The sequence below is a fragment of the Enterococcus sp. HY326 genome (assembly GCF_026157065.1).
Lineage (GTDB): Bacteria > Bacillota > Bacilli > Lactobacillales > Enterococcaceae > HY326.
This window is the reverse complement of sequence record NZ_JANLGQ010000004.1, coordinates 347,631-368,858: the sequence shown is the minus strand read 5'-3', so window position 1 is coordinate 368,858 and position 21,228 is coordinate 347,631. Positions and strand designations below refer to the sequence as shown.

18 protein-coding genes and 1 other annotated feature are annotated in these 21,228 nt (G+C 40.2%); of the genes, 2 read left to right on the top strand and 16 right to left on the bottom strand.

Annotated features, from left to right (window positions below):
- Positions 1 to 500: 500 nt before the first annotated feature.
- Positions 501 to 2,237 carry an adenine deaminase C-terminal domain-containing protein gene (locus ORH16_RS12420; protein WP_265459155.1) on the top strand — a complete coding sequence of 579 codons (1,737 nt, stop codon included), beginning with the start codon at positions 501 to 503 and terminating at the stop codon, positions 2,235 to 2,237.
- A gap of 58 nt (positions 2,238 to 2,295) precedes the next feature.
- Here ORH16_RS12420 and ORH16_RS12415 read toward each other — a convergent pair whose 3' ends face one another.
- The 12 genes from ORH16_RS12415 to tsaB form a co-directional block, all read right to left on the bottom strand.
- Positions 2,296 to 3,096 (bottom strand): phosphatidate cytidylyltransferase, encoded by an 801-nt coding sequence (locus ORH16_RS12415; RefSeq protein ID WP_265459154.1) that lies wholly within the window; start codon positions 3,094 to 3,096, stop codon positions 2,296 to 2,298.
- Complete coding sequence (locus ORH16_RS12410; protein ID WP_265459153.1) at positions 3,093 to 3,902, bottom strand: isoprenyl transferase; 810 nt, start codon at positions 3,900 to 3,902, stop codon at positions 3,093 to 3,095. The genes ORH16_RS12415 and ORH16_RS12410 overlap by 4 nt, the downstream gene beginning before the upstream one ends.
- 481 nt (positions 3,903 to 4,383) lie before the next feature.
- On the bottom strand, positions 4,384 to 4,941 hold the full coding sequence (frr, locus tag ORH16_RS12405) for a ribosome recycling factor (RefSeq protein WP_265459152.1): 558 nt from the start codon (positions 4,939 to 4,941) through the stop codon (positions 4,384 to 4,386).
- Positions 4,942 to 4,943: 2 nt separating this feature from the next.
- Positions 4,944 to 5,663, bottom strand: coding sequence for a UMP kinase (gene pyrH / locus ORH16_RS12400; RefSeq protein WP_265459151.1), 720 nt, complete (start codon positions 5,661 to 5,663; stop codon positions 4,944 to 4,946).
- A 201-nt stretch (positions 5,664 to 5,864) separates the two neighbouring features.
- A complete protein-coding gene (tsf, locus tag ORH16_RS12395) occupies positions 5,865 to 6,746 on the bottom strand; it encodes a translation elongation factor Ts (RefSeq protein ID WP_265459150.1) in 882 nt (293 codons plus the stop codon).
- Between the two features lie 117 nt (positions 6,747 to 6,863).
- The gene (rpsB, locus tag ORH16_RS12390; RefSeq protein WP_265459149.1) at positions 6,864 to 7,661 is read right to left on the bottom strand and encodes a 30S ribosomal protein S2; all 798 of its coding nucleotides are present in this window, start codon (positions 7,659 to 7,661) and stop codon (positions 6,864 to 6,866) included.
- A 374-nt stretch (positions 7,662 to 8,035) separates the two neighbouring features.
- On the bottom strand, positions 8,036 to 9,550 hold the full coding sequence (gene abc-f / locus ORH16_RS12385) for a ribosomal protection-like ABC-F family protein (protein WP_265459148.1): 1,515 nt from the start codon (positions 9,548 to 9,550) through the stop codon (positions 8,036 to 8,038).
- A gap of 552 nt (positions 9,551 to 10,102) precedes the next feature.
- Positions 10,103 to 11,794, bottom strand: coding sequence for an arginine--tRNA ligase (argS, locus tag ORH16_RS12380; protein WP_265459147.1), 1,692 nt, complete (start codon positions 11,792 to 11,794; stop codon positions 10,103 to 10,105).
- Positions 11,795 to 11,868: 74 nt separating this feature from the next.
- Positions 11,869 to 12,065 (bottom strand) — a binding site (T-box leader).
- A 60-nt stretch (positions 12,066 to 12,125) separates the two neighbouring features.
- The gene (gene tsaD / locus ORH16_RS12375) at positions 12,126 to 13,142 is read right to left on the bottom strand and encodes a tRNA (adenosine(37)-N6)-threonylcarbamoyltransferase complex transferase subunit TsaD (RefSeq protein ID WP_265459146.1); all 1,017 of its coding nucleotides are present in this window, start codon (positions 13,140 to 13,142) and stop codon (positions 12,126 to 12,128) included.
- Complete coding sequence (gene rimI, locus ORH16_RS12370; RefSeq protein WP_265459145.1) at positions 13,121 to 13,600, bottom strand: ribosomal protein S18-alanine N-acetyltransferase; 480 nt, start codon at positions 13,598 to 13,600, stop codon at positions 13,121 to 13,123. Before rimI (ORH16_RS12370) ends, tsaD begins: the two co-directional genes overlap by 22 nt.
- 14 nt (positions 13,601 to 13,614) lie before the next feature.
- Positions 13,615 to 14,154, bottom strand: coding sequence for a ribosomal protein S18-alanine N-acetyltransferase (gene rimI, locus ORH16_RS12365; RefSeq protein ID WP_265459144.1), 540 nt, complete (start codon positions 14,152 to 14,154; stop codon positions 13,615 to 13,617).
- Positions 14,138 to 14,854: a tRNA (adenosine(37)-N6)-threonylcarbamoyltransferase complex dimerization subunit type 1 TsaB gene (gene tsaB, locus ORH16_RS12360; protein ID WP_265459143.1), complete on the bottom strand. Its 717-nt coding sequence runs from the start codon at positions 14,852 to 14,854 to the stop codon at positions 14,138 to 14,140. Before tsaB ends, rimI (ORH16_RS12365) begins: the two co-directional genes overlap by 17 nt.
- 158 nt (positions 14,855 to 15,012) lie before the next feature.
- On the opposite strand from tsaB, the gene ORH16_RS12355 reads away from it, so the two are divergent.
- Positions 15,013 to 15,180, top strand: a complete 168-nt coding sequence (locus tag ORH16_RS12355) for a DUF3042 family protein (RefSeq protein ID WP_265459142.1) — start codon at positions 15,013 to 15,015, stop codon at positions 15,178 to 15,180.
- Between the two features lie 58 nt (positions 15,181 to 15,238).
- Here ORH16_RS12355 and asnS read toward each other — a convergent pair whose 3' ends face one another.
- The 4 genes from asnS to ORH16_RS12335 form a co-directional block, all read right to left on the bottom strand.
- A complete protein-coding gene (asnS, locus tag ORH16_RS12350; RefSeq protein WP_265459141.1) occupies positions 15,239 to 16,537 on the bottom strand; it encodes an asparagine--tRNA ligase in 1,299 nt (432 codons plus the stop codon).
- Positions 16,538 to 16,625: 88 nt separating this feature from the next.
- Positions 16,626 to 17,810: a pyridoxal phosphate-dependent aminotransferase gene (locus ORH16_RS12345; protein WP_265459140.1), complete on the bottom strand. Its 1,185-nt coding sequence runs from the start codon at positions 17,808 to 17,810 to the stop codon at positions 16,626 to 16,628.
- Positions 17,811 to 17,842: 32 nt separating this feature from the next.
- Positions 17,843 to 18,346, bottom strand: coding sequence for a DUF5590 domain-containing protein (locus ORH16_RS12340; RefSeq protein WP_265459139.1), 504 nt, complete (start codon positions 18,344 to 18,346; stop codon positions 17,843 to 17,845).
- A 64-nt stretch (positions 18,347 to 18,410) separates the two neighbouring features.
- Positions 18,411 to 21,206, bottom strand: a complete 2,796-nt coding sequence (locus tag ORH16_RS12335; RefSeq protein ID WP_265459138.1) for a helicase C-terminal domain-containing protein — start codon at positions 21,204 to 21,206, stop codon at positions 18,411 to 18,413.
- Between the last annotated feature and the right edge of the window lie 22 nt (positions 21,207 to 21,228).

The following is a 21,228-nucleotide window of genomic DNA, read 5'->3' as shown; positions in this document are numbered from 1 at the left end:
TTTTAAAAAAACTGGCAGGTTTGTCTAGAGTCATTTACTAAGGCTTAGCATGAGCCTTGCCACTATGCAAAAACCCTACAGGTAACGCCAGCATTTCACAAAAAGACTAAAAGTTTTCCAGTCTCAGCGAAAAGAAAATAAAAAGACTCAACATCACAGTGGCACCTAAAACTTTTCTAAGAAAAATCTTTCTGACTATTTTAATTATTGTTACAGAATAAATCAGTTTTTTATTCCAATCGGCTTGATTTCTTCTCTGCAACTCTGAAATCATTTTTCGTGTTAATCTGATCACTATTTTTTTAGTTGCCTCAAACAATACAAAACTAATTCAAATAAGCGGTTTAGTTTGAAACTTTTTTTCAGCTTTGCCTCTAAAAAATTCTGATAGTAGCCATAACAGGAACTGATAAACAGAATGAATCAACTGTGACTTGTTCAATACGGAAATATGCTAAAATAAAATTAATGAAAGCGCTTATTTAAAAGGAGGCAATACTGTGAACAATCGTTGGTCAATTATTGATGAATTACGGCAGCAAGTTGCGCTATTAGATGGGCAAGGCTCACCAAATTTGGTGTTAAAAAATGCGACTTATCTAAATGTTTACTTGAGACGGTGGGACCAAGGTAATCTCTGGATTTATCAGGATAGAATAATTTATGTCGGTGAGGAAATGCCAGAAGAATTAACGGATGTCGAAATCATGGACTGTACAGATCTTTTTTTAGTCCCAGGCTATATTGAACCACATATCCATCCAAGTCAATTTTACAATCCCGTTTCGCTGGCAGAATATGCAGCCAAACTTGGGACTACAATGCTGATTAATGACAATTTATTTTTCTTGATGACACAGCCAACAAAAAACTTGTTTGCGATGATGGAATCGATTAGTCAGCTACCAACAACCACTTTTTGGTGGTCACGTTTAGATAGCCAGACAGAGCTTTTGCCAAGCGACAAGTTGTTTAATACAGAAATGATTCTGGATTGGTTGGATAATGAACACGTCATTCAAGCAGGAGAATTAACCGCATGGCCCCGCCTATTAAAAGGCGATGATGAATTACTTAGTTGGATGTTGGAAACCAAAAAGCGTAACAAAAAAGTTGAAGGGCATTTTCCCGGCTCTTCGGCAAAAACTTTAGCAAAGCTTAAATTGCTGGGAGCTGATGCTGATCATGAGGCCATGACTGGAGCTGAAGTTATGGCGAGAATTCAGAACGGTTACATGGTGACTTTGCGGGATTCTTCGATTCGTCCGGATTTAGATATATTATTAGACGATTTACTTGCAGCGGGTGTCAACGAATTTAGCCGCTTTATGCTGACAACAGATGGTGGTCATCCTTATTTTTATGAAAATGGCATCACGGATCGTTTAATTAAAATGGTTTTGGCTAAAGGCATTCCTGAGACTCAAGCTTATAACATGGCGGCGTTTAACGTAGCCAGCTATTATGATATTGAAGATCAATATGGCTCACTGGCAACTGGTCGAATTGCCAACATCAATTTCTTGCAGGATAAAAAAAATCCTACACCAGTCCATGTCTTAGCAAAGGGCCAGTGGGTTAAAAAAGGTACCGATACAACCACGGCTTATCAGAATTTCAATTGGGCTGAATTTGGCTTCGGCCCAGCGAAAATGGATTGGGATTTAACTGCAAATGATTTTGACATAGAGACAACTGTCGGTATTCATGTCATCAACAATGTAATTACTCGTCCTTATGAAAAAATATTTTCCGGCACCTTTAGTCAAGCGAAATTAGATGCTGATGAAGCGCTGATTGTAAAACTAGACAAACAAGGAAAATGGCGGGTCAGCACCTTCATTAAAGGATTTGTCAATTCCTTGGGCAACATGGCCACCACTTATTCTGGCACGATGGATCTTTTATTAATCGGTAAAAATCAGCAGGACATGACACTAGCTTTTGAGCGTTTAAAAGTAATTGGCGGCGGCCTTGTCTTAGTTGATAACGGTGAAATCATTTTTGAACTACCGTTAGAATTAGACGGTCGCATGTCTTTGTTACCGATGGAACAATTGATTCAAAAGGATAAAGAGCTTAAAAAAATAATGGCCGACCACGGATTTGCTTTTGCTGACATTGGTTTTGCTCTGATGTTTTTAGCAGCGACACACCTGCCGTTTATTCGGATTACACCAAAGGGAATTTTCGATGTGAAAGCAAACCAGCTATTAATTCCTTCTGTTCCTCGTTAATAAAAAACTACAGCCGACAAGAATAGTTCTTGTCGGCCGCAGTTTTTTTGATAGCTTTTTAAAATAATCCAAATAAGTGCATGATTGGAAAAACGAATAGCAGGCTGTCAAAGCGATCTAGAATGCCGCCATGTCCAGGCAAAATTTTTCCGGAATCCTTCACATCATAATGACGCTTGATGGCCGATTCGACTAAATCGCCAAACTGACCAAAGACTGAGAAGAAAGCCGCAAAGATAATCATTGCCAATAAGCCGTGGTTAAAATATTGCTGTGCTGGATACAATAACGTAAAGATTAACGTGATAAACATGGCACAGCCGATACCGCCTAACGCACCTTCAACAGTTTTATTCGGTGAAATGCTTGGTAAAAGTTTGCGCTTGCCATATTGACGACCAATCATATAAGCGCCGATATCTGTCGCCCAAACAATAAATAGGGCCAAAATAACCATTTGAACACTATGGGAACGGGCCGCAACTAAATTTTGGAACCCAACACCAACATACAATGAAACAATTACGGGAAAACCGGCTTCGTCAATTGTGTAAGAATTATTGGAGATTACCCCAATTCCTAAAAGAACCATAACAATTAAATAATATAAAGTAAAATTGCTGATGCCGCTTGGTAAAAAGAAGAACCAACGCTCCACCGGTAACACTAACAAAATTGCGCCTAGTGCTGACAGTCCACCCTCTAAACTTAGCAGTGTCAGCCCCCGCATTCTAAATAATTCATAAACCCCAACAACCGCTAAGGCTGCCGCAACTATATCTAAGGGATATCCCCCATAGGCTATAATTGGAATAAAAAATATCAGGGCAATTACAGCAGTGATCACTCTTTGTCTCAATGCTCATCCTCCTCGTCTGCTGCTTCATCCAAACCGCCAAAGCGTCGATTGCGATTTTGATAGGAAGCGAGTGCATGTTCCAATAATTCATCGTTAAAATCAGGCCACAAAGCCTCAGTAAAAAATAATTCACTATAGGCAATTTGCCACAACAGAAAATTGCTGATTCGCTCTTCGCCGCTAGTTCGAATCACTAATTCAGGGTCGCGGTAGTCCGTTGGTAAAACGCCTGTCATCAAATGATCTGCAATGGCTTCATCGGTAATTTCCATCACTAAGCGCTCACCGCTGGCAATTTCTTCGCCAATCGCTTGAACTGCCGATAAAATTTCGGCACGACCGCCATAGTTTAAAGCAAAATTCAAAATCATGCCCGTATTATTTTTTGTCTGCTCGATGGCATCGGCAACGGCTTTTTTGGTATGCTCTGGTAAAGCATCCCGATAGCCCATCACCTCAACCTTAACGTTTTCTTCAATTAATTCCGGTACGAATTTATCAAAAAAATCAACCGGTAGCTGCATCAAAAAATTAACCTCAGAGTCCGGACGTTTCCAATTTTCCGTCGAAAAGGCATAAAGCGTCAGCACCTTGACACCAATTCGTGAAGCGTGCTTGGTAATTCGTTTCACATTTTCCATGCCTTCTTTATGACCAGCTACCCGCGGCAGCCGGCGGTTTTGTGCCCAACGGCCATTGCCATCCATGATAATCGCCACATGATTTGGAATCAATCCGGCTCTATCAAAAATCTGCTCACTTTCCGGCTGAACAAATTTATTCTTTTGTGGAAAAAAGCGTAACATGATTTTCCTCCTACTTCGTACTAAGGTAATAAATTTCTCTAGAGAAATTTAGTTTGATTTGAGAGTTCGACTTAACCAAACAATTTCAATTAGTCGAATCGTATGCGTACTGACAAACTTAGATTTCAAATAAAGACCTCCAGAGAAATCTTCCCTTCTCTGTCAGTAGCTTCATTCGTATATCATTCTGCTATACATTGGTGTCGTTAAATTTGTTCAAGACCAGAACAGACTTTTCTTCATTGTTTGCTGCGAAAAGCAGAACTGACGAACTGACTCATCTCAAGTACTTAATCTTTCTAAAGATGCAGTAAGAACTTTCTACCTATCATTCCTAGATTCCCAAATATTATATCAATAACTGGCGGCCTTGCCTATGAATATTCGTGAGTTTTACCAGTCCTTAACTGCTTTTTAAAAAATTTACGACGAAAAAAGAGCAGACCAGCGCCACAGCGCTTGCCTGCTCGTCTGCTTAAAATTAAACTTCTAGTAATTCTTTTTCTTTGTCAGCAGTGATTTGATCAATTTGTTTGATGCTGTTGTCTGTCAAAGTTTGGACTTGCTTTTCCATATCCCGCAAGTCATCTTCAGTTAAGTCGCCGCTCTTTTGTTGTTTCTTGTAGTCATCAAGGGCATCACGACGCACATTGCGGACTACGATTTTTGCTGATTCAGCAACTTTTTTTACTTCTTTGGCTAATTCTTTCCGACGTTCTTCTGTTAATTGCGGAATTACCAAACGAATCACATTGCCATCATTGGTTGGGCTAATGCCGATGTCACTGGCCATGATCGCTTTTTCGATATCGCCAAGAGTAGTTTTGTCAAAAGGCGTAATCATTAAAACCCGTGCTTCAGGAATGTTGATTGAAGCCATTTGATTAACTGGCGTTGGTGCGCCATAATAATTTACTTGAATACGATCCAAGAGGCTGGCATTTGCCCGGCCTGCTCTGATTTGTCCAAGTTCTCTTTGTAAAGCTTCCTCAGCTTTTTTCATTTTTTCTTTGGCACTGTCCATAATTGCATCTGCCATGATTATTTCCCCCTCACAGTTGTTCCAATATTTTCTCCTAAAATTGCCCGGCGAATATTACCAGTCTCGTTTAGGTTAAAGACGACTAATGGAATATCATTGTCCATACTCAACGAACTTGCAGTTGAATCCATTACTTGTAAGCCTTTAGAAATAACTTCTAAATGTGTTAACTCTTCAAATTTGACAGCATTTGCATCGACTTTAGGATCCGCCGAGTAAACACCATCGACATTATTTTTGGCCATTAAAATGACATCTGCGCCAATTTCAGCTGCTCTTAATGCGGCTGTTGTATCCGTTGAAAAATATGGATTACCGGTTCCGCCGGCGAAAATCACAATCCGACCTTTTTCTAAATGGCGTTCTGCCCGACGACGAATATACGGTTCAGCGATTTGTCGCATTTCAATTGAAGTTTGCACTCTGGTTGGTACGCCGACATTTTCTAACGTGTCTTGTAAAGCTAGTGCGTTCATCACCGTTGCTAACATACCCATGTAATCCGCTTGGGCTCTTTCCATCCCCATTTGAGCACCAATCTGCCCCCGCCAAATATTTCCGCCACCAACGACGATGGCCATTTCAACACCTAATTCATGGACTTCTTTAATCTCGTTGATAATTTCTTTGATGACCGGCGGCTTAATACCAAAACCTTCGTTGCCAGCTAAAGCTTCTCCGCTAAGTTTCAATACGACTCGTTGATATTTCGGTTTCATGTGTATTCCTCCAACTCTTTCTAACAGATATTTTATCATAGTCTTGGACCAACTGCCAAAGTATCTCTTAGTTTCAGTTATTTTTTAATATAAAAAAATCTGTCTGTGTAAAATAATTGAAATTTTTGCTATCATGGGGCTGTTTGACTGCAAAAAAAGGGAGCCCATTTCCATGGGTTCCCATCTGTTATCATAAACAGATTATTTTTTCACTTGGCTCATAACTTCTTCAACAAAGTTATCTTCACGTTTTTCAATACCTTCGCCGACTTCAAAACGAGTGAATGATTTAACAGTTGCGCCTTTAGAAGCAACATATTGTTCCACTGTCATGTCAGGGTCTTTAACGAAAGGTTGGTCAACTAAAGCAATTTCCGCTTTAAATTTCTTCAAGCGGCCTTCAACCATTTTTTCAACGATTTGAGCTGGTTTGCCTTCATTTAAAGCTTGTTCAGTTAAGATTGCTTTTTCATGATCTAATTCTTCTTGAGGAATTTGAGTTTCATTCACATAACGAGGGTTGATAGCCGCAACGTGCATTGCAACGTCTTTGGCTACGTTTTCGTCAGTTGTGCCTTCTAATAAAGCTAATACAGCAATCCGGCCACCCATGTGTAGGTATGCGCCAAATGCAGCATCGTCAGTTTTTTCAACAATTTCAAAACGACGGAAGCTGATTTTTTCACCGATAACTTGTGTTGCTTCGATTAAAGCAGCGTCCATTTTGCCTTTAGAAGTTTCTAAAGCCATTGCTGCATCCATGTCAGCAGGTTTGTTTGCTGCAATTACTTCAGCGATTTCTTTAACTAAGTCTTGGAACATTTCATTTTTAGAAACGAAGTCAGTTTCAGAGTTCACTTCAACAATCGCTGCAACGTTACCATTAACAGCCACAGAAGCTAAACCTTCTGCTGCAATCCGGTCATTTTTCTTAGCAGCTTTGGCCATCCCTTTTTCACGTAATAAGTCGATTGCTTGATCCATATCGCCTTCTACTTCAACTAATGCTTTTTTAGCGTCCATCATGCCAACGCCAGTTCTTTCCCGTAATTCTTTTACCATTTTAGCTGTTACATCTGCCATCTTAGTAATTCCTCCTGATGATAAATTTTATTGGATATCATTTTCTCTAAAAAAAGCTGCTTCAAAGGAGAGTGCGGCCTGTAGCCTAGCCTTTGAAACAGCTCCGATTTTTAAAAATTATTCAGCTGATTCAGCAGCGTTGTCGCCTTCTACTACATCAACGATTTCTTCGATTGAAGTTGCGCCGTCTGCATCTGTTTCAACGACAAAATCTTCTTCAATCACTTGGTCTTCCCCTTGGTTACCTTCGATAAAGGCATCAGCCATTTTCGCAGTAATCAATTTAACGGCGCGAATTGCGTCATCATTTGAAGGAATCACTACATCGATTTCATCTGGATCACAGTTTGTATCAACCATTGCCACGATTGGAATGTTTAATTTGTGAGCTTCTTGAACAGCGATGCGTTCTTTACGAGGGTCTACGATGTACATTACATCAGGAATTCTCGGCATATCAGCGATACCGCCTAAGAATTTTTGTAGACGTTCCCGTTCTTTATTCAAACCAACAACTTCTTTTTTAGGCAACACTTCAAAAGTGCCATCTTCTTCCATCGTATTGATTTGTTTCAAACGAGAAATACGTTTTTGGATTGTATCCCAGTTAGTTAAAGTTCCCCCTAACCAACGGTGGTTTACATAGTATTGACCTGAACGAATAGCTTCGTCTTTGATTGCTTCTTGTGCTTGTTTTTTAGTTCCGACAAATAAAGCAACGCCGCCTTCTTCAGCAACAGCTTTCATGTAGTCGTATGCTGCATCTACTAATTTGACTGTTTTTTGCAAGTCAATGATGTAGATACCATTTCTTTCTGTGAAGATGTATTTCTTCATTTTCGGGTTCCAGCGACGAGTTTGGTGACCAAAGTGAACGCCGGCTTCTAGCAATTGTTTCATTGAAATTACTGCCATGTTGTGTTTCCTCCAATTTTTGGTTTTTTGTTTCCCTCTCCAAACACTTAACTTTTTAAAGAACTCTCTAGTAAAGAAAGCACCACTTTAAAAAACATGTTTGAATGTGAGATAGTTGTGTCTACCTGACACACTCTGAATAGTTTATAGTACAACAGGTAATTAGTCAATAGAAAATCACTGATTCCCATGTATTTACTGTGATTGTTTTACAATCTAATTGTAAAACAAGTATAAAATTTCTAAAAAAGTAATTCCCCAATGAAATAACTGCCATTTACGCTGCGAAAAACAGTCTTCATGGCAGTTGTTTCACTTGATAATGCTCAACCATATATTGTTATTTTCAAAATTTAGCTTCAATTCGAAAAATCCTATTTAGCTGTTTTCAAGACTCTTTTTAGTTTTAATTGGTGGTCCACTTGAATTTCATCAATAAAACGCTGATCGTGATCGACTAAAATCAAGGTCGGCTCAACACTTAAAATCAGTTCCTCCAATTGTTTATGATTGAAGACATCCAAATAATTTAGAGGCTCATCCCAAACATATAAAGCCGCCGGTTGAGAAAAGGATTTGGCCACCTCCACTTTTTTCTTTTGCCCCATACTCATCGTCTCAATTTTTTGGGTGAAGACATCACGTTCCATCCCTAATTTTTTTAAATTACTCAGGAAACTTTCGTAATCTAAGCCCTCCGTCTCAGCAAAATCCTTCAAGTATCCTTGATTCGCTTCGTAATTTTGTTTAATATAAGAAATTTTAATTCCCTGCGTCAAATTGATTTTCCCATTGATTTCACCAGTGAAGGTCCCTAAAATCGCTTTTAATAGAGCGGATTTACCAGAACCATTTTCACCCGTAATCGCTAATTTCTGGCCCTTTAACAAATCGACATTGACCGCTTCAAAAAGGGGCTCAGCGCCAAAATTTAAGCTAACGTTTTCTAAGGTCAGAAAACGCTGATGATAATCCGGTTGATAATTTAAGGTCAACGGATCAATGTATTCGATATTTTTTAACAGCTGCTCCTTGTCGGCGATGTTTTTATCCATCCGCCGTTCCAAATTCTTGGACTTCTTCATCACCCGAGCAGCCCGAGCACCGATAAAGCCAGTATCTCCAATGGCGCCGCTGCCTTTTTGATTCGGCTTGCCATATTTGTCTGTCTCACGACTTTGTGACCATTGAGCTTTTTCTTTGGCCGTTTTTTTCAAACGGGAAATTTCTCCCTTGAGCTTTTGATTTTGCTGCTGCTCAAAATTATCTTCCCGCTCTTTTTCAGCATCGTAAGTCGAATAATTTCCTTGATACAAAACCAAACGATTTTTATCAATCGAAATGATATGGTCCACCGTTTCATCGACAAATTGTCTATCATGGCTGATTAAGATAAAGCCATTTTTCTTTCTCTTCAAATATCCGGCGACTTGTTCTCTAGCAGCTAAATCCAAATGATTGGTCGGCTCATCGATCAACGGAAAATAGCCTTCTTCTAAAAACAGCAGGCTTAGCAAAATCTTTGTTTGCTCGCCGCCACTTAAGGTATCAAAGGGCCGCCAAAAAATAGAGTCGTCCAACCCTAATTGATGCAGCTCCCGCAAAACCTGCCAATCTTCAAAATCAGATAGTTCCTGTAACACATAATACGTCAATTTAGTCGGATCATTGACCGTTTGAGGAAAATACACGAATTGTTGTTGATGAATAATTTGCCCGTTATATTCCTCTTGACCTAACAAGAGCTTCATTAAAGTGGTTTTTCCTCGACCATTACGACTGATAATTCCTAATTTCCAATGACTGTCAATCGTCAAATTGACATCCTCAAAAAGTGGTTCCTTGCCGTCATAGGCAAAATTTAAGTCTTTTATTTCAATTGTTGCCATAAAAAAACTCCTCCTTGTGCCCCAGCTCAAGTAAGAGTTTTGTAGGCAGACGTGAAAAAACCGCCTATTCAAGACGGTTGAGGGGTTGATTAAAAAACTGCTCAAAAAATTAAGCGATGTCTTCATCCCATCTTTAGACCAATCCTGAAAAAGAACAAACTCCTCCTATAAAGGGAGCAATTATTTTCTGTTCTCTTCTAAAAAATTGGCTTAAAATTTCAATGGCTGAAGACCTCCTTTGTTGATTACTTAAATTCTAGCGGATTTTCCCTAAAAAAGCAATGGTAAAACATTGTTAACGATTTTTTTCAAAAATATCACTTAAAAAAGCTGATAGCTGTTTAATTTTTAAAATAATCCCACCGGATAATAAAACCGCCACAATTAATTGAAGAATTTCTAATTTGGTCATTCTCACCACTCCCATTAGCGTCAGTCTTCTTAAAAATAATTTAAACAAAATTTTTGAAAAACTTATGAAGATTCTGGGCAGGAATTTTGAAATTGTTTTCATACAAAAAAGAGCGGAATATTCCGCTCTTGAACAATGTCCTACATTTCCTGCGGTGCATGAACACCCAGCAAACGCAAATCTTCTTTTAATAAGGTTGTCAGCGCATAAACTAGTGCTAGACGAGCTTCTTTTTCATTGTCATCGACTAAGATTTTAGTTTGGGCGTAGTATCGATTAAAAGCCTGCGCTAATTTAATCGCATGCTTAGCAATCACTGACGGTTCAAAATTGTTAGCCGCCTGTAAAACTGTTTCAGGATATTTTTGTAATAATTTTACGACTTCCCAGCTTTCAGGGTCAGCCAAGGTATATGACTTCTCAGCATCTGCGACAAAGTCAGCCTTCCGTAAAATGCTCATTGCCCGAGCATAAGTGTATTGCACGTAAGGACCGGTTTCTCCTTCAAAGCGGACAACTTCTTCTAAATTAAAATCAAAATTATTTAAACGATCATTTTTTAAGTCGTGGAAAACTACCGCTCCAACACCAACTTGTTTGGCCACTTCATCCTTGTTAGCAAGGTCAGGATTTTTTTCGGTAATTTGTTCATTAGCAGACGCAATTGCTTCGTTTAAAACTTCTTCTAATAAAACAATTTTACCTTTACGGGTGGATAGTTTCTTACCACCTTGAGTAATTAAACCAAAGGGCACGTGGACCATCTCATCTGACCAATCAAAGCCTAACTCTTTGAGAACGGCTTTTAATTGTTTAAAGTGATTGCTTTGTTCGTTCCCTACAATATACAACGACTTGGCAAAATCATAGGTCCGTTTACGATAAATAGCCGCCGCTAAATCTCGAGTAATATATAAAGTTGCCCCATCAGATTTACGGATTAAGGCTGGGTTTAAGTCATAGGCAGACAAATCAACAATTTCTGCTCCTTGATTTTCTTTTAATAGATGTTTTTCCTCTAACAAAGTAACAACTTCAGCCATCTTATCATTGTAGAAGGCCTCTCCGTTTAAAGAATCAAAAGAAATTTCCAACATGTCATAAATTTTATTGAATTCTTTTAGAGATTCTTCTCTGAACCACTGCCATAGACGCAACGCTTCTTCGTCGTTTTCTTCTAAGCGTTTAAACCAAGCCCGCGCTTCATCTTCCAACGCTTTATCTGTTTCAGCTTCTTCGTGGAATTGTACATAAAGACGCAGCAACTCCGTAATCGGTGTTGCCCGCACTGCCTCTTCGCTACCCCATTTTTTATAAGCCACAATTAATTTGCCAAATTGCGTGCCCCAGTCTCCCAAGTGATTAATCCGAATCGGGTTGTAGCCGATTTTTTTCATGATTAAGGCGATGGAGTTGCCGATAACCGTTGAGCGCAAATGACCCATTGAGATTGGTTTTGCAATATTTGGCGATGACATGTCAATCGTGACATTGCCATTTTCACCAATTGTGCTGTCGCCGAAATGTTCACCGGCTTCAATCACGGCCTTCAACGTTTTTTCAGTGACTTGGCCTTTGTCCATAAAGAAATTTAAATAAGGTCCCACGACTTCAATTTTTTCAAAGGCTTCCCCGTTAATCTGCTCTTTTAAATCAGCAGCAATTTGCTGCGGCGCTTTGCGAAAAGCCTTGGCTAGAGCAAAGGCTGGAAAGGCTACATCGCCATGATCAACTGACTTGGGTGTTTCCAATAATTTTTGGACTTCTGCCAATGACAAATGTTCTTTGATAACATCAAAGATGACCTTTGCCACGATTTCTTGATTGTTCATAAAATTCTCCCCTTAACAAAATAAATAAGTAAATAAAAAACGCCTCTAAGACTGTCAGCTCTAAAACTGACAGAACTAGAGACGAGAATTTCCCGCGGTACCACTCTGATTGCCGCAATTGCGGCCAACTTTATGCTGATAACGGTAGCTACCGTCTGCAAATAGAATCTGACAAGGGCGTTTCACCATTACATTTTTGTTTAGCTCCCACCAAATCTAAACTCGCTGTGAAAATCTGTAATCGTTACTCTTTTGTCGTAACAGACTTTTTTAACTGCCAAAATTATAGCAGACTCCTGCGGAAATTTCTAGAAAAACCGCAGCATTCAATTTAAAATGTCAAACTTGGCTTGGCATTCAAAGCCATATTAGCTAGATGCTGCTTTTTAAATTCAATATAGCCAGCAGCGCCAATCATAGCCGCATTATCACCGCATAAACGCAATGGCGGAATCAACAGTTCAATTTCCGGATAATTTTCAGCCATCATTTCAGTCATGCCTGCTCTTAAACCTTGGTTGGCAGCAACACCGCCGGCAATAATTAATTGCTTGACGGGATAGCTAGCTAAAGCTTTTTTAGTTTTGCCGACTAAGACATCGACCACACTGGCTTGAAAGCTGGCTGCTAAATCTTCAGGAATTAACATTTCTTCCCGTTGCTGCGCATTGTGAACTAAATTGATAAAGGCGCTCTTTAAACCGCTAAAACTAAAATCTAAATTGTCCTCTTGCAGCATTGCCCGTGGAAAATGATAAGTATCTTTTCCTTGATGAGCCAATTCATCCAAAGCTTTTCCGCTGGGATAAGGCAGATCTAAAATGCGGCCGACTTTATCGTAGGCTTCTCCGGCGGCATCATCACGGGTCTCGCCGATGATTTCATAAGAACCATCTTCAACCATATAAACTAATTCGGTATGCCCGCCGCTGACTAGTAAAGCTAAAAGCGGAAATTTTAACGGCTGCACATATTTTGCCGCATAAATGTGCCCTGCCATATGATTGACTGGAATTAACGGCAAATCATATGCCCAAGCAAAAGCTTTAGCAGCTGACACGCCAATCAGTAAGGCGCCTACCAAGCCGGGGCCATAAGTTACAGCGACTGCTGATAAATCTTGCGGTTCAATTTCTGCCTCCGCCAACGCATCATCAATACACAAAGTAATCTGCTCCACATGATGACGACTAGCTACTTCTGGCACGACGCCGCCAAAACGGCGATGACTTTTTATTTGCGATGCGACAATGTTGGCTAAAATTTTTTCGCCGTTTTCGACAACGGCGACGCTGGTTTCATCGCAGCTGCTTTCAATCGCCAAAATTAAACTCTTAACTTCTGACATTTTTCAATGCGCACCTTTCCTGACATCACAATTCCATCTTCCTGAGGGTTTTGATAATAGTGTTTTCGTTTGCCCACAGCAACAAATTTATTTTTCTTGTATAATTTCTGAGCGGCTTCATTGGAGGCCCGCACTTCTAAATAGACATGCTCGACACCTTTACTGCCCACCTGATCCATCAGCTCACAAATTAAACGATTGCCGACACCCTGATGCTTTTCTGTTTGATTGACAACTAAATTAGTAATCTCCGCTTCTTCAACGACCCAATGATAGCCGAGAAAACCTAACATCACATCATCCTCCACCAAGATTACGTACTCACTGTGATCTAAACTTAAATCAGCTAGAAATTCATTTTCCTGCCACGGCGCTCCAAATTGATAGCTGGCTTCTGCCATTTGCCATAACTTAGAAGCTAATTTTTCTGCCGGCAGAAAATGTTTATTGACTAACACTGCCAATCCCTCACTTAAAGATATTTCACCATGTCCAGTGCATCTTCAGCACTGTCATCATAGTAATTGTATTTAACTTTTCTTGATACAAACCCTTTGCGTCGATACAACCGCTGAGCGCTGAGATTGCTAACTCTAACTTCCAAACTCATACTCTCACATTGCCACATTATAGCAAATTTTTCGACTTCGTCAATCAGCCAAGAGCCCAAGCCGTTACTTTGCAAAGCTGGCTTGACTGCAACGTTGGTAATATGGCAATCACCGCTGGCCACCCGACAACCAACAAAGCCTAATAGCTGGCTGTCTAAAAATAAACCTAAATACAGTTTACTCTTGCTTTGGCGCAGCTCATGGATATAAGTACCTCGTGTCCAAGGATGCTCATTAAAATAAACGTCCCCCTCCAAAGCAAAAACTTGATCCACATCGACAACCTCAAGTTGACGTGCTAAATAAAGTTGCCCATGAATGGTTACCTGCTGCTCAGGATAAGTCAGTGGCTCCCGTGTGGAAAAAAAGAGTTGAAGAAATTCTTTAAATTTTTTCAACATAGCTTTCCCCGTTCTCATGATGGGTTTTCAACCAGTTTTCTTCGGCCTCTACCCGTTTCAAATAATCGGGTAAGAAACCATGGATATCTGTTACCGGTTCTCCCGCTGCTGCCAAGGCGGCTGCTACGGTCCCTCTGGGTAAATCCCATTCTGCAATGGTATTTATAGTCCAAAAGGGATTGCCCTCAAGCTTGCCTAAAAATTTTTCGGTATCCATTCCAACAAAATAAACCTCTTGCTCTACTGGAATTTTTTCCAAAAGTTCCGCTAAAGCAATGTGTTGATCAGCTAAAACTTCAATTAATTCTCCCTGCTGCCACTGATAGATTCCCGCATAGACATTTTCCCGACGGGCATCAAATAATGGCACTAGCCAGCCCTTTACATTGTGGCAATTGGCTGCAATTATTTTTAAGCTGGAGATGCCAACTAATTCTTTTTTTAATGTATAAGCTAACGTTTTGGCAATGGTTACACCGATTCTTAATCCTGTATAGGAACCAGGTCCTTGCGCTACACCAATCCGATCTATCTCTGCGGGTTTCAAACCAACTGCAGCCGTCAATTCTTCAATTGCTGGCATTAATGTCATGCTGTGATTTTTTTTGACTGCTGTTTGAATTTCTCCCAAAATTTTTCCGTCTTGAATCAGCCCAACTGCCAAGGGCTGATTGGCTGTATCAATCCCTAAAGTAATCATAAATGACCCCTTCTTCTTGTTATTCAGCTAATTGTAGCACATCTGCTTTTTTTAAAGAAGCTCTCAGAATTTTTTTCTTACGAATTGCCTTTCACTAGTATTTTTTTTAGATTTCCTTCATAATAAAGATGTCTAGAATAATTGAAAGGGTGAGAACTATGAAAAAATTTGTAACTGGCGTTGTCCTTGGCAGCTTAACTACAGTGGCTGTCGCAGCTGGCTTTTTAGCTAGTGTGAAAAAAACAGTCATTGATCCAATCGCTGAAAAAGAGGCGATGATTGAAGAAAATCGTCGGAAAGCCCGCCGTAAAAGTTCAGCTCGTTAATTTTTCTTAAAATAAAAAAGTGGAGACCCTCAAAGGTGAGAGTTTCCACTTTTTTCTGTTATGGATAAATCCGATTTAATAGACGTGGGAACGGAATCGCTTCTCTGACATGTTCGATGCCGGCAATCCAAGTTACCGCCCGTTCTAAGCCTAAGCCAAAACCGGAATGAGGCACACTACCATATCTTCTTAAATCTAAATACCATTGATATTCTTCTTCATCTAAACCATGGGCTTTGATTTGTTCTAACAAATATTCAAAGTCGGTTGCCCGCTCGGAGCCGCCGATTACCTCGCCATAGCCTTCTGGAGCAATCATATCCGCACAGATCACAACATCATCCCTTGTTGGATGCGGCTTCATGTAAAACGGTTTGATTGCTTTTGGATAATTTAAAATAAAGACAGGTTGCTCAAAGGAGTTGGCGATAAATGTTTCATGAGGTGAACCAAAATCATCCCCCCATTGGATATCTTCAAAGCCATTTTTTTGTAATAATTCAACTGCTTCATCGTAGCTGATTCGTGGGAAGGGCAACTGAGTGTATTTTTTCAAGACTTCTTTGTCCCGTTCTAAAACATCTAAAGCATAATCACAATTGTCCAACACACTTTGAACCAAAAAGGCCACATATTGTTCTTGGACTTCTAAACTATCTTCTTGATGCATAAAGGCCATCTCTGGTTCAATCATCCAAAATTCAATCAGATGACGGCGCGTTTTAGATTTTTCTGCTCTAAAGGTTGGCCCGAATGAGAAAACCTTACCAAAGGCCATAGCAGCTGCTTCCATATACAATTGGCCGCTTTGAGACAAGTAGGCTTTTTGATCGAAATAATTAGTTTCAAATAAATCCGTTGTGCCCTCAGCTGCTGAACCAGTTAAGATTGGTGGATCAATTTTGGTAAAGCCATTACTGTTGAAAAATTCGTAAGTCGCCCGAATTAATTCATTTCTAATTTGCATGATGGCATGCTGTCTTGATGAACGCAGCCATAAGTGGCGATGATCCATCAAAAAATCAGTGCCGTGTTCCTTCGGTGTAATTGGATAGTCATGACTTTCGCCGACGACTTCAATAGCAGAAATCCCAATTTCATAACCAAATTTTGAACGGGTATCTTCCCGTACTTCACCGGTTAGTAAAATGGCAGTTTCTTGATTCAGATTTTTTGCCAGTTGGAAAACTTCCTCCGGCACTTCACTCTTCACAACAATTCCTTGGAAATAAGCTGTGCCATCCCGCAATTGCAAGAAAGCAATTTTCCCGCTGGAACGTTTATTGGCGACCCAGGCTCCGATTTGGACTGTTTCTCCTACGTGATCTTTTGAATCAATAATTGATATTTGTTTCACGATTGTCTCTCCTCTTCAAAGTCAAATGAATTCAACTTTTCAACTAGTCTACAATTATCCCGAATTGTTTTTAGCTAAAATTAAAAACTTACTTTTGTCGTTTACTTTCGATGAAGGCTGCCATTCGTTCGACAGCTTTTTTCAAGGTCTCTAAATCAGCGGCATAACTCATCCGCACATTTTCCGGTGCGCCGAAGCCTTCGCCGGTTACTAAGGCAACATAGCCTTCCGCTAATAAATCATCAACCCATTTTGTGACATTGTCATAGCCGCAGATTTCTAAAGTTTCCTTCACATTTGGAAAAAGATAAAAGGCGCCTTGGGGCTTCTCCAGTTTCACCCCAGGTAAAGCGGCTACCAGTGGATAAATTTCATTTAAACGGGCTTCAAAGGCCTCCCGCATCACTTCAACCGTTTCTTGTGGTCCAGTCAAAGCTTCTAAAGCAGCATACTGACTGATTGCGGTTGGATTACTAGTGGATTGCGATGCGATATCAATCATCGCTGCAATAATTTCTTGATCACCCACTGCATAACCAATGCGCCAGCCGGTCATCGCATATGTTTTTGACACGCCATTAATAATAATTGTTTGGTTGCGGATGGCTTCGCCTAAAGTGGCAATCGGTGTAAATTGATTGCCGTTATAAACTAAGCGGCCGTAAATATCATCTGCGATAATCAAGACATTATTTTCAACAGCCCATAATCCGATGGCCGTCAATTCTTCTTTCGTGTAAATCATTCCCGTTGGATTTGATGGTGAATTTAAAATCAGCGCTTTGGTTTTTTCAGTCTTAGCAGACTCCAGCTGTTCAACAGTCACTTTAAAACAATTTTCATGGAGGCCTTCAACAAAAACTGGTTTGCCGGCTGCTAATTTCACCTGCTCACCGTAGCTCACCCAATAAGGTGCTGGAATAATCACTTCATCGCCATCATTGAGGATGGCTTGAAAAAGAGCGTACAACGCAAATTTTGCGCCATCGGTTACGATAACTTCCTTTGTCTGATACTCCAAACCATAATAAGTTTTTACATGGTCAACGATTGCTTGACGCAATTCTGGAATTCCCGCTGATGGTGTGTAATGCGTTTTCCCATCTTTAATCGCTTGAATCGCTGCTGTTTTAATATTTTCTGGTGTTTGAAAATCTGGCTCTCCCACAGTCAGACTCAATACATCCTTCCCTTCGGCTTTCAGCGCTTTAGCCTTAGCTGAAGCCGCAAAAGTCACGGATGGTTCTAATTGCTCCGCACGTTTTGATAACATAACTCATGTCCCCTTCAATTTTTTATTCGAAATTAAACGTCAGCGACAACACTGACTTCACTTCCCGTAGTAAAATCTAGCAAATAATAAGTTAACTGCTGTGAACTGTCGCGGGTGATAACCTCCCAGACGACTTGGTCTTGATACATGCCTAAATTGGCCTTTAAAATGGTTGGATTATTGTAATCCTGCTGGACAATCGAACGGATTTCCATTTCTGAATAGCCGTCGCTTTGATTGACGACTTTCACGTTGCCACCGTCTTGCGAAATAATGACGGCCACCGCTTGGCTATCCGCATCTTCTCCCAGCACGGTGAAATAACTTTCACCCCAGGTAAACCAGTAAAAGGTATCGACGGTGCTGACATTGGCATAAGTTTGAGCGATGGCTGCCGCCTCCGCTTTTGCTTGCCGCTGAGGTCTTGTTGCCCGAATGAAAAAAATCGCTCCTAAAACTAAAAATAAAATTAAGAGTAGAATCAGGCTAAAGACGATGCCGTTAATTTTTCGATCACGTTTAATTTTTGCTTCCAAAAGAAAACTCCTCAATGCTTAATTGTGTTTCATTATACCAGAAAAATTCTGGAGTTTTAGCGCTTTAGAAATTTTTACTCTTTTTTTCTAGAAAATCCTTGGTTGCACTTAATAAATCCGTCAAAGCCAACTCTTCAATTGGCAAGTCCTCCGGCAAAACTTTGATAATCCGTTTCCCGTAGCTAGCAGAAACCAAGCGGCGATCCAGTACAATCATCACGCCGTAATCTTTTTTAGAGCGAATCAACCGCCCTAAAGCCTGCTTCAATTTTAAAGCGGTTTTCGGCAGCGATTCCTGATAAAAAGGATTAATCCCCTGACTCTCTAAATACTGATTGCGGGCCTTGGTCAAAGGCCGCCGTGGGTTATCAAAGGGCAGCCGAGTAACGATTAATAATTTCAAGGTATCTCCAGGCAAATCAATGCCCTCCCAAAAACTATCTGCCCCTAAAAGAATTCCAGAATCAGATAAAAAGAAACGCTTCAATAATTTTTCCCGGGTACCATTAATATTTTGGGCAAATAATTCCCGCCCTTTATCTAACAAGCGGCCTTGGATTCGGAAATAAACCTGCTGTAAAACCTCATGGGAGGTAAACAAGACTAAAATCCGTTCCTGCTGATTGTCGGCAATTTCCAATAACGTTTCTGCTAGAAAATTAATAAAATCGACCTGTTCAATCTGATTAGCAAAAACAGCTTCCTTAGGCACAAACAAGCGGGCCTGCTGGCTGTAATCATATGGACTTTTAATAATTTTAACTTTCGCATCGTTTAAGCCCCAGCGCTTGGGAAAGTATTGGCGATCACTGCCGACGCGAATTGTTCCGCCGATATAAAGAATTTTTTGATAGCGTTCGTACCATTTGGTTTCTTTTAAAACTGCCGCTTGATAATCATAAAGCATTAAACTCAAACTATTATTTTTCTCACGAATCAACCAGTGAACATAACGCCCCTGCCAATTTTCCGTCCAAAGGGTAAAAAATTCAGTCTGCTGTTTAATCCGCTGAAAAAAATTAGCGAGTGTGCTAAAAAGTTTCCGTTGATAGAGAGTCCAATGTTCAAGATTGTCCTGCAAAATGGTTTCTAAACGCTGCTGCAAAAGTAAAATATCTTGATAAAGAGCCTTTAGAGACTTCAATTTACTAAAGCCAAAATCAGACAGCAATTCAAAATCTTCTTCTGTTATAACTTCTTCAACCGCAAAGCGCTGCTGCGGCCGTTTAACGAGGCGCAGCAATTCCTTAGCAAAATCCTGCTGTTCCTCCAACAAATCTTCAACACTTTGACGATACAACTGAAAGACATCCCGATCGGCCTCAGCAAAGCTTGGACTTTTGGCAATCAGCTTTTGCAGCTCATCAAAAAATTGGCCTTCTGCAAGTTGATGATGGGCTTTTTTCTGAAAGGAACCCAGTGATAGCCGTTGCTGACTGGCCTTTTCTAAATCATCGCCTAAATGATGGGCCTCATCGATTAGAAGATACGAACTTTTTGGTAGTTGGAAATAATTTCTTAAAGACTCATAGGACAAATAAGCATGATTGACAATTAAAAAATTACTTTGAGCCATTTTGCGATGCAGATGCAAAAGAAAATCCTCTTGATAGAGCTCTTGACTTTCAGCTAAATAATTAAGTCCTTGATGAGCCACGTCTTCCCAAAAAGCATGATTCAAATTCGTCATCTGCAGCTCTTCAAAATCGCCGGTCGCCGTTTCAGTCAGCCAAACCAACACCGCCATCTGATAAAGGGCATATTGCTTTTGTGAAACCGGATATGCCAAGGTCGCCTGAAAACTTTGCAGATTTAAAAAATGGCGGGGACTTTTAACCAAAGTCCCTTGAATCTCTTGGGGTAAAACTTGATTCAGCAAAGGAATATCCTTATCCATTATCTGTTGTTGCAAGACAATGGAAGCTGTACTGATAATTGCTGGATTTTCCGGTGTTGCCAGAAAACTCAACGGCAATAAATAGCCAATCGTCTTTCCCATACCTAGTGCGGCTTCCACCAGTAAATTTTTCTCACTATCTTTATCTGTGAAATGACGATAGACCTGATTCATCAAAACGCCTTGATCTTTGCGCAATTCTAAATCCTGATTAAATAATTTTCGTTTTGCGGCATTGGATTTAGGATACTCCTGCTGGCCAAAAAGATTATAGGAAAATAAATTCACCGTTTTTTTCCGCAAGGCAATGCCGGCAACAATTTCCAAATGTTCTGCTAATTCAGGTTCCTGATTTTCTACATCAGCTGCTAACTCACTGATATACTGACTAGTCTCCATCCCAGTCAATGAACTTAATTCGGAAATTTTCTGCAAGGTCACAACCGGCAGCGAACGGATTTTTTCAGTAATCTTTATAAATAATTGGGCGGTCACCTCCGCATCACTGTCTGCTTGATGAGGATTTTCATGGACCAAACCGAGAGAATCGGATAAATCTTTGAGACGAAAACTCGCTTCGGTCGGCAAAAAAATCTGCGCCAGCTCCACGGTATCGATGCCGGGAATTGCTAATTCCGGAAGACCACAGCGGACTAATTCTGCATTTAAAAAGTTATAATCAAAATAAATATTGTGGGCCACAAAAGTGGTATCCGCCAATAAGTTATAAATTGTTAAGGCAACATCTTCAAAATAAGGCGCTTTTTGCACCTGGCTATTTGTAATGCCAGTCAAACTTTGGATTTGTTTGGAAATTTTTTGATCCGGATTAATATCCGTGGCAAAACGGGAGACAATTTCCCCATCCTCAACTAAGACACAGCCAAATTGAATAATGCGATCTGTTTTATGATCTGTGCCGGTTGTTTCAATATCCACAACCGCATATGTTCTTGACTTCATCAGAAACCTCCCTAGTTATCCT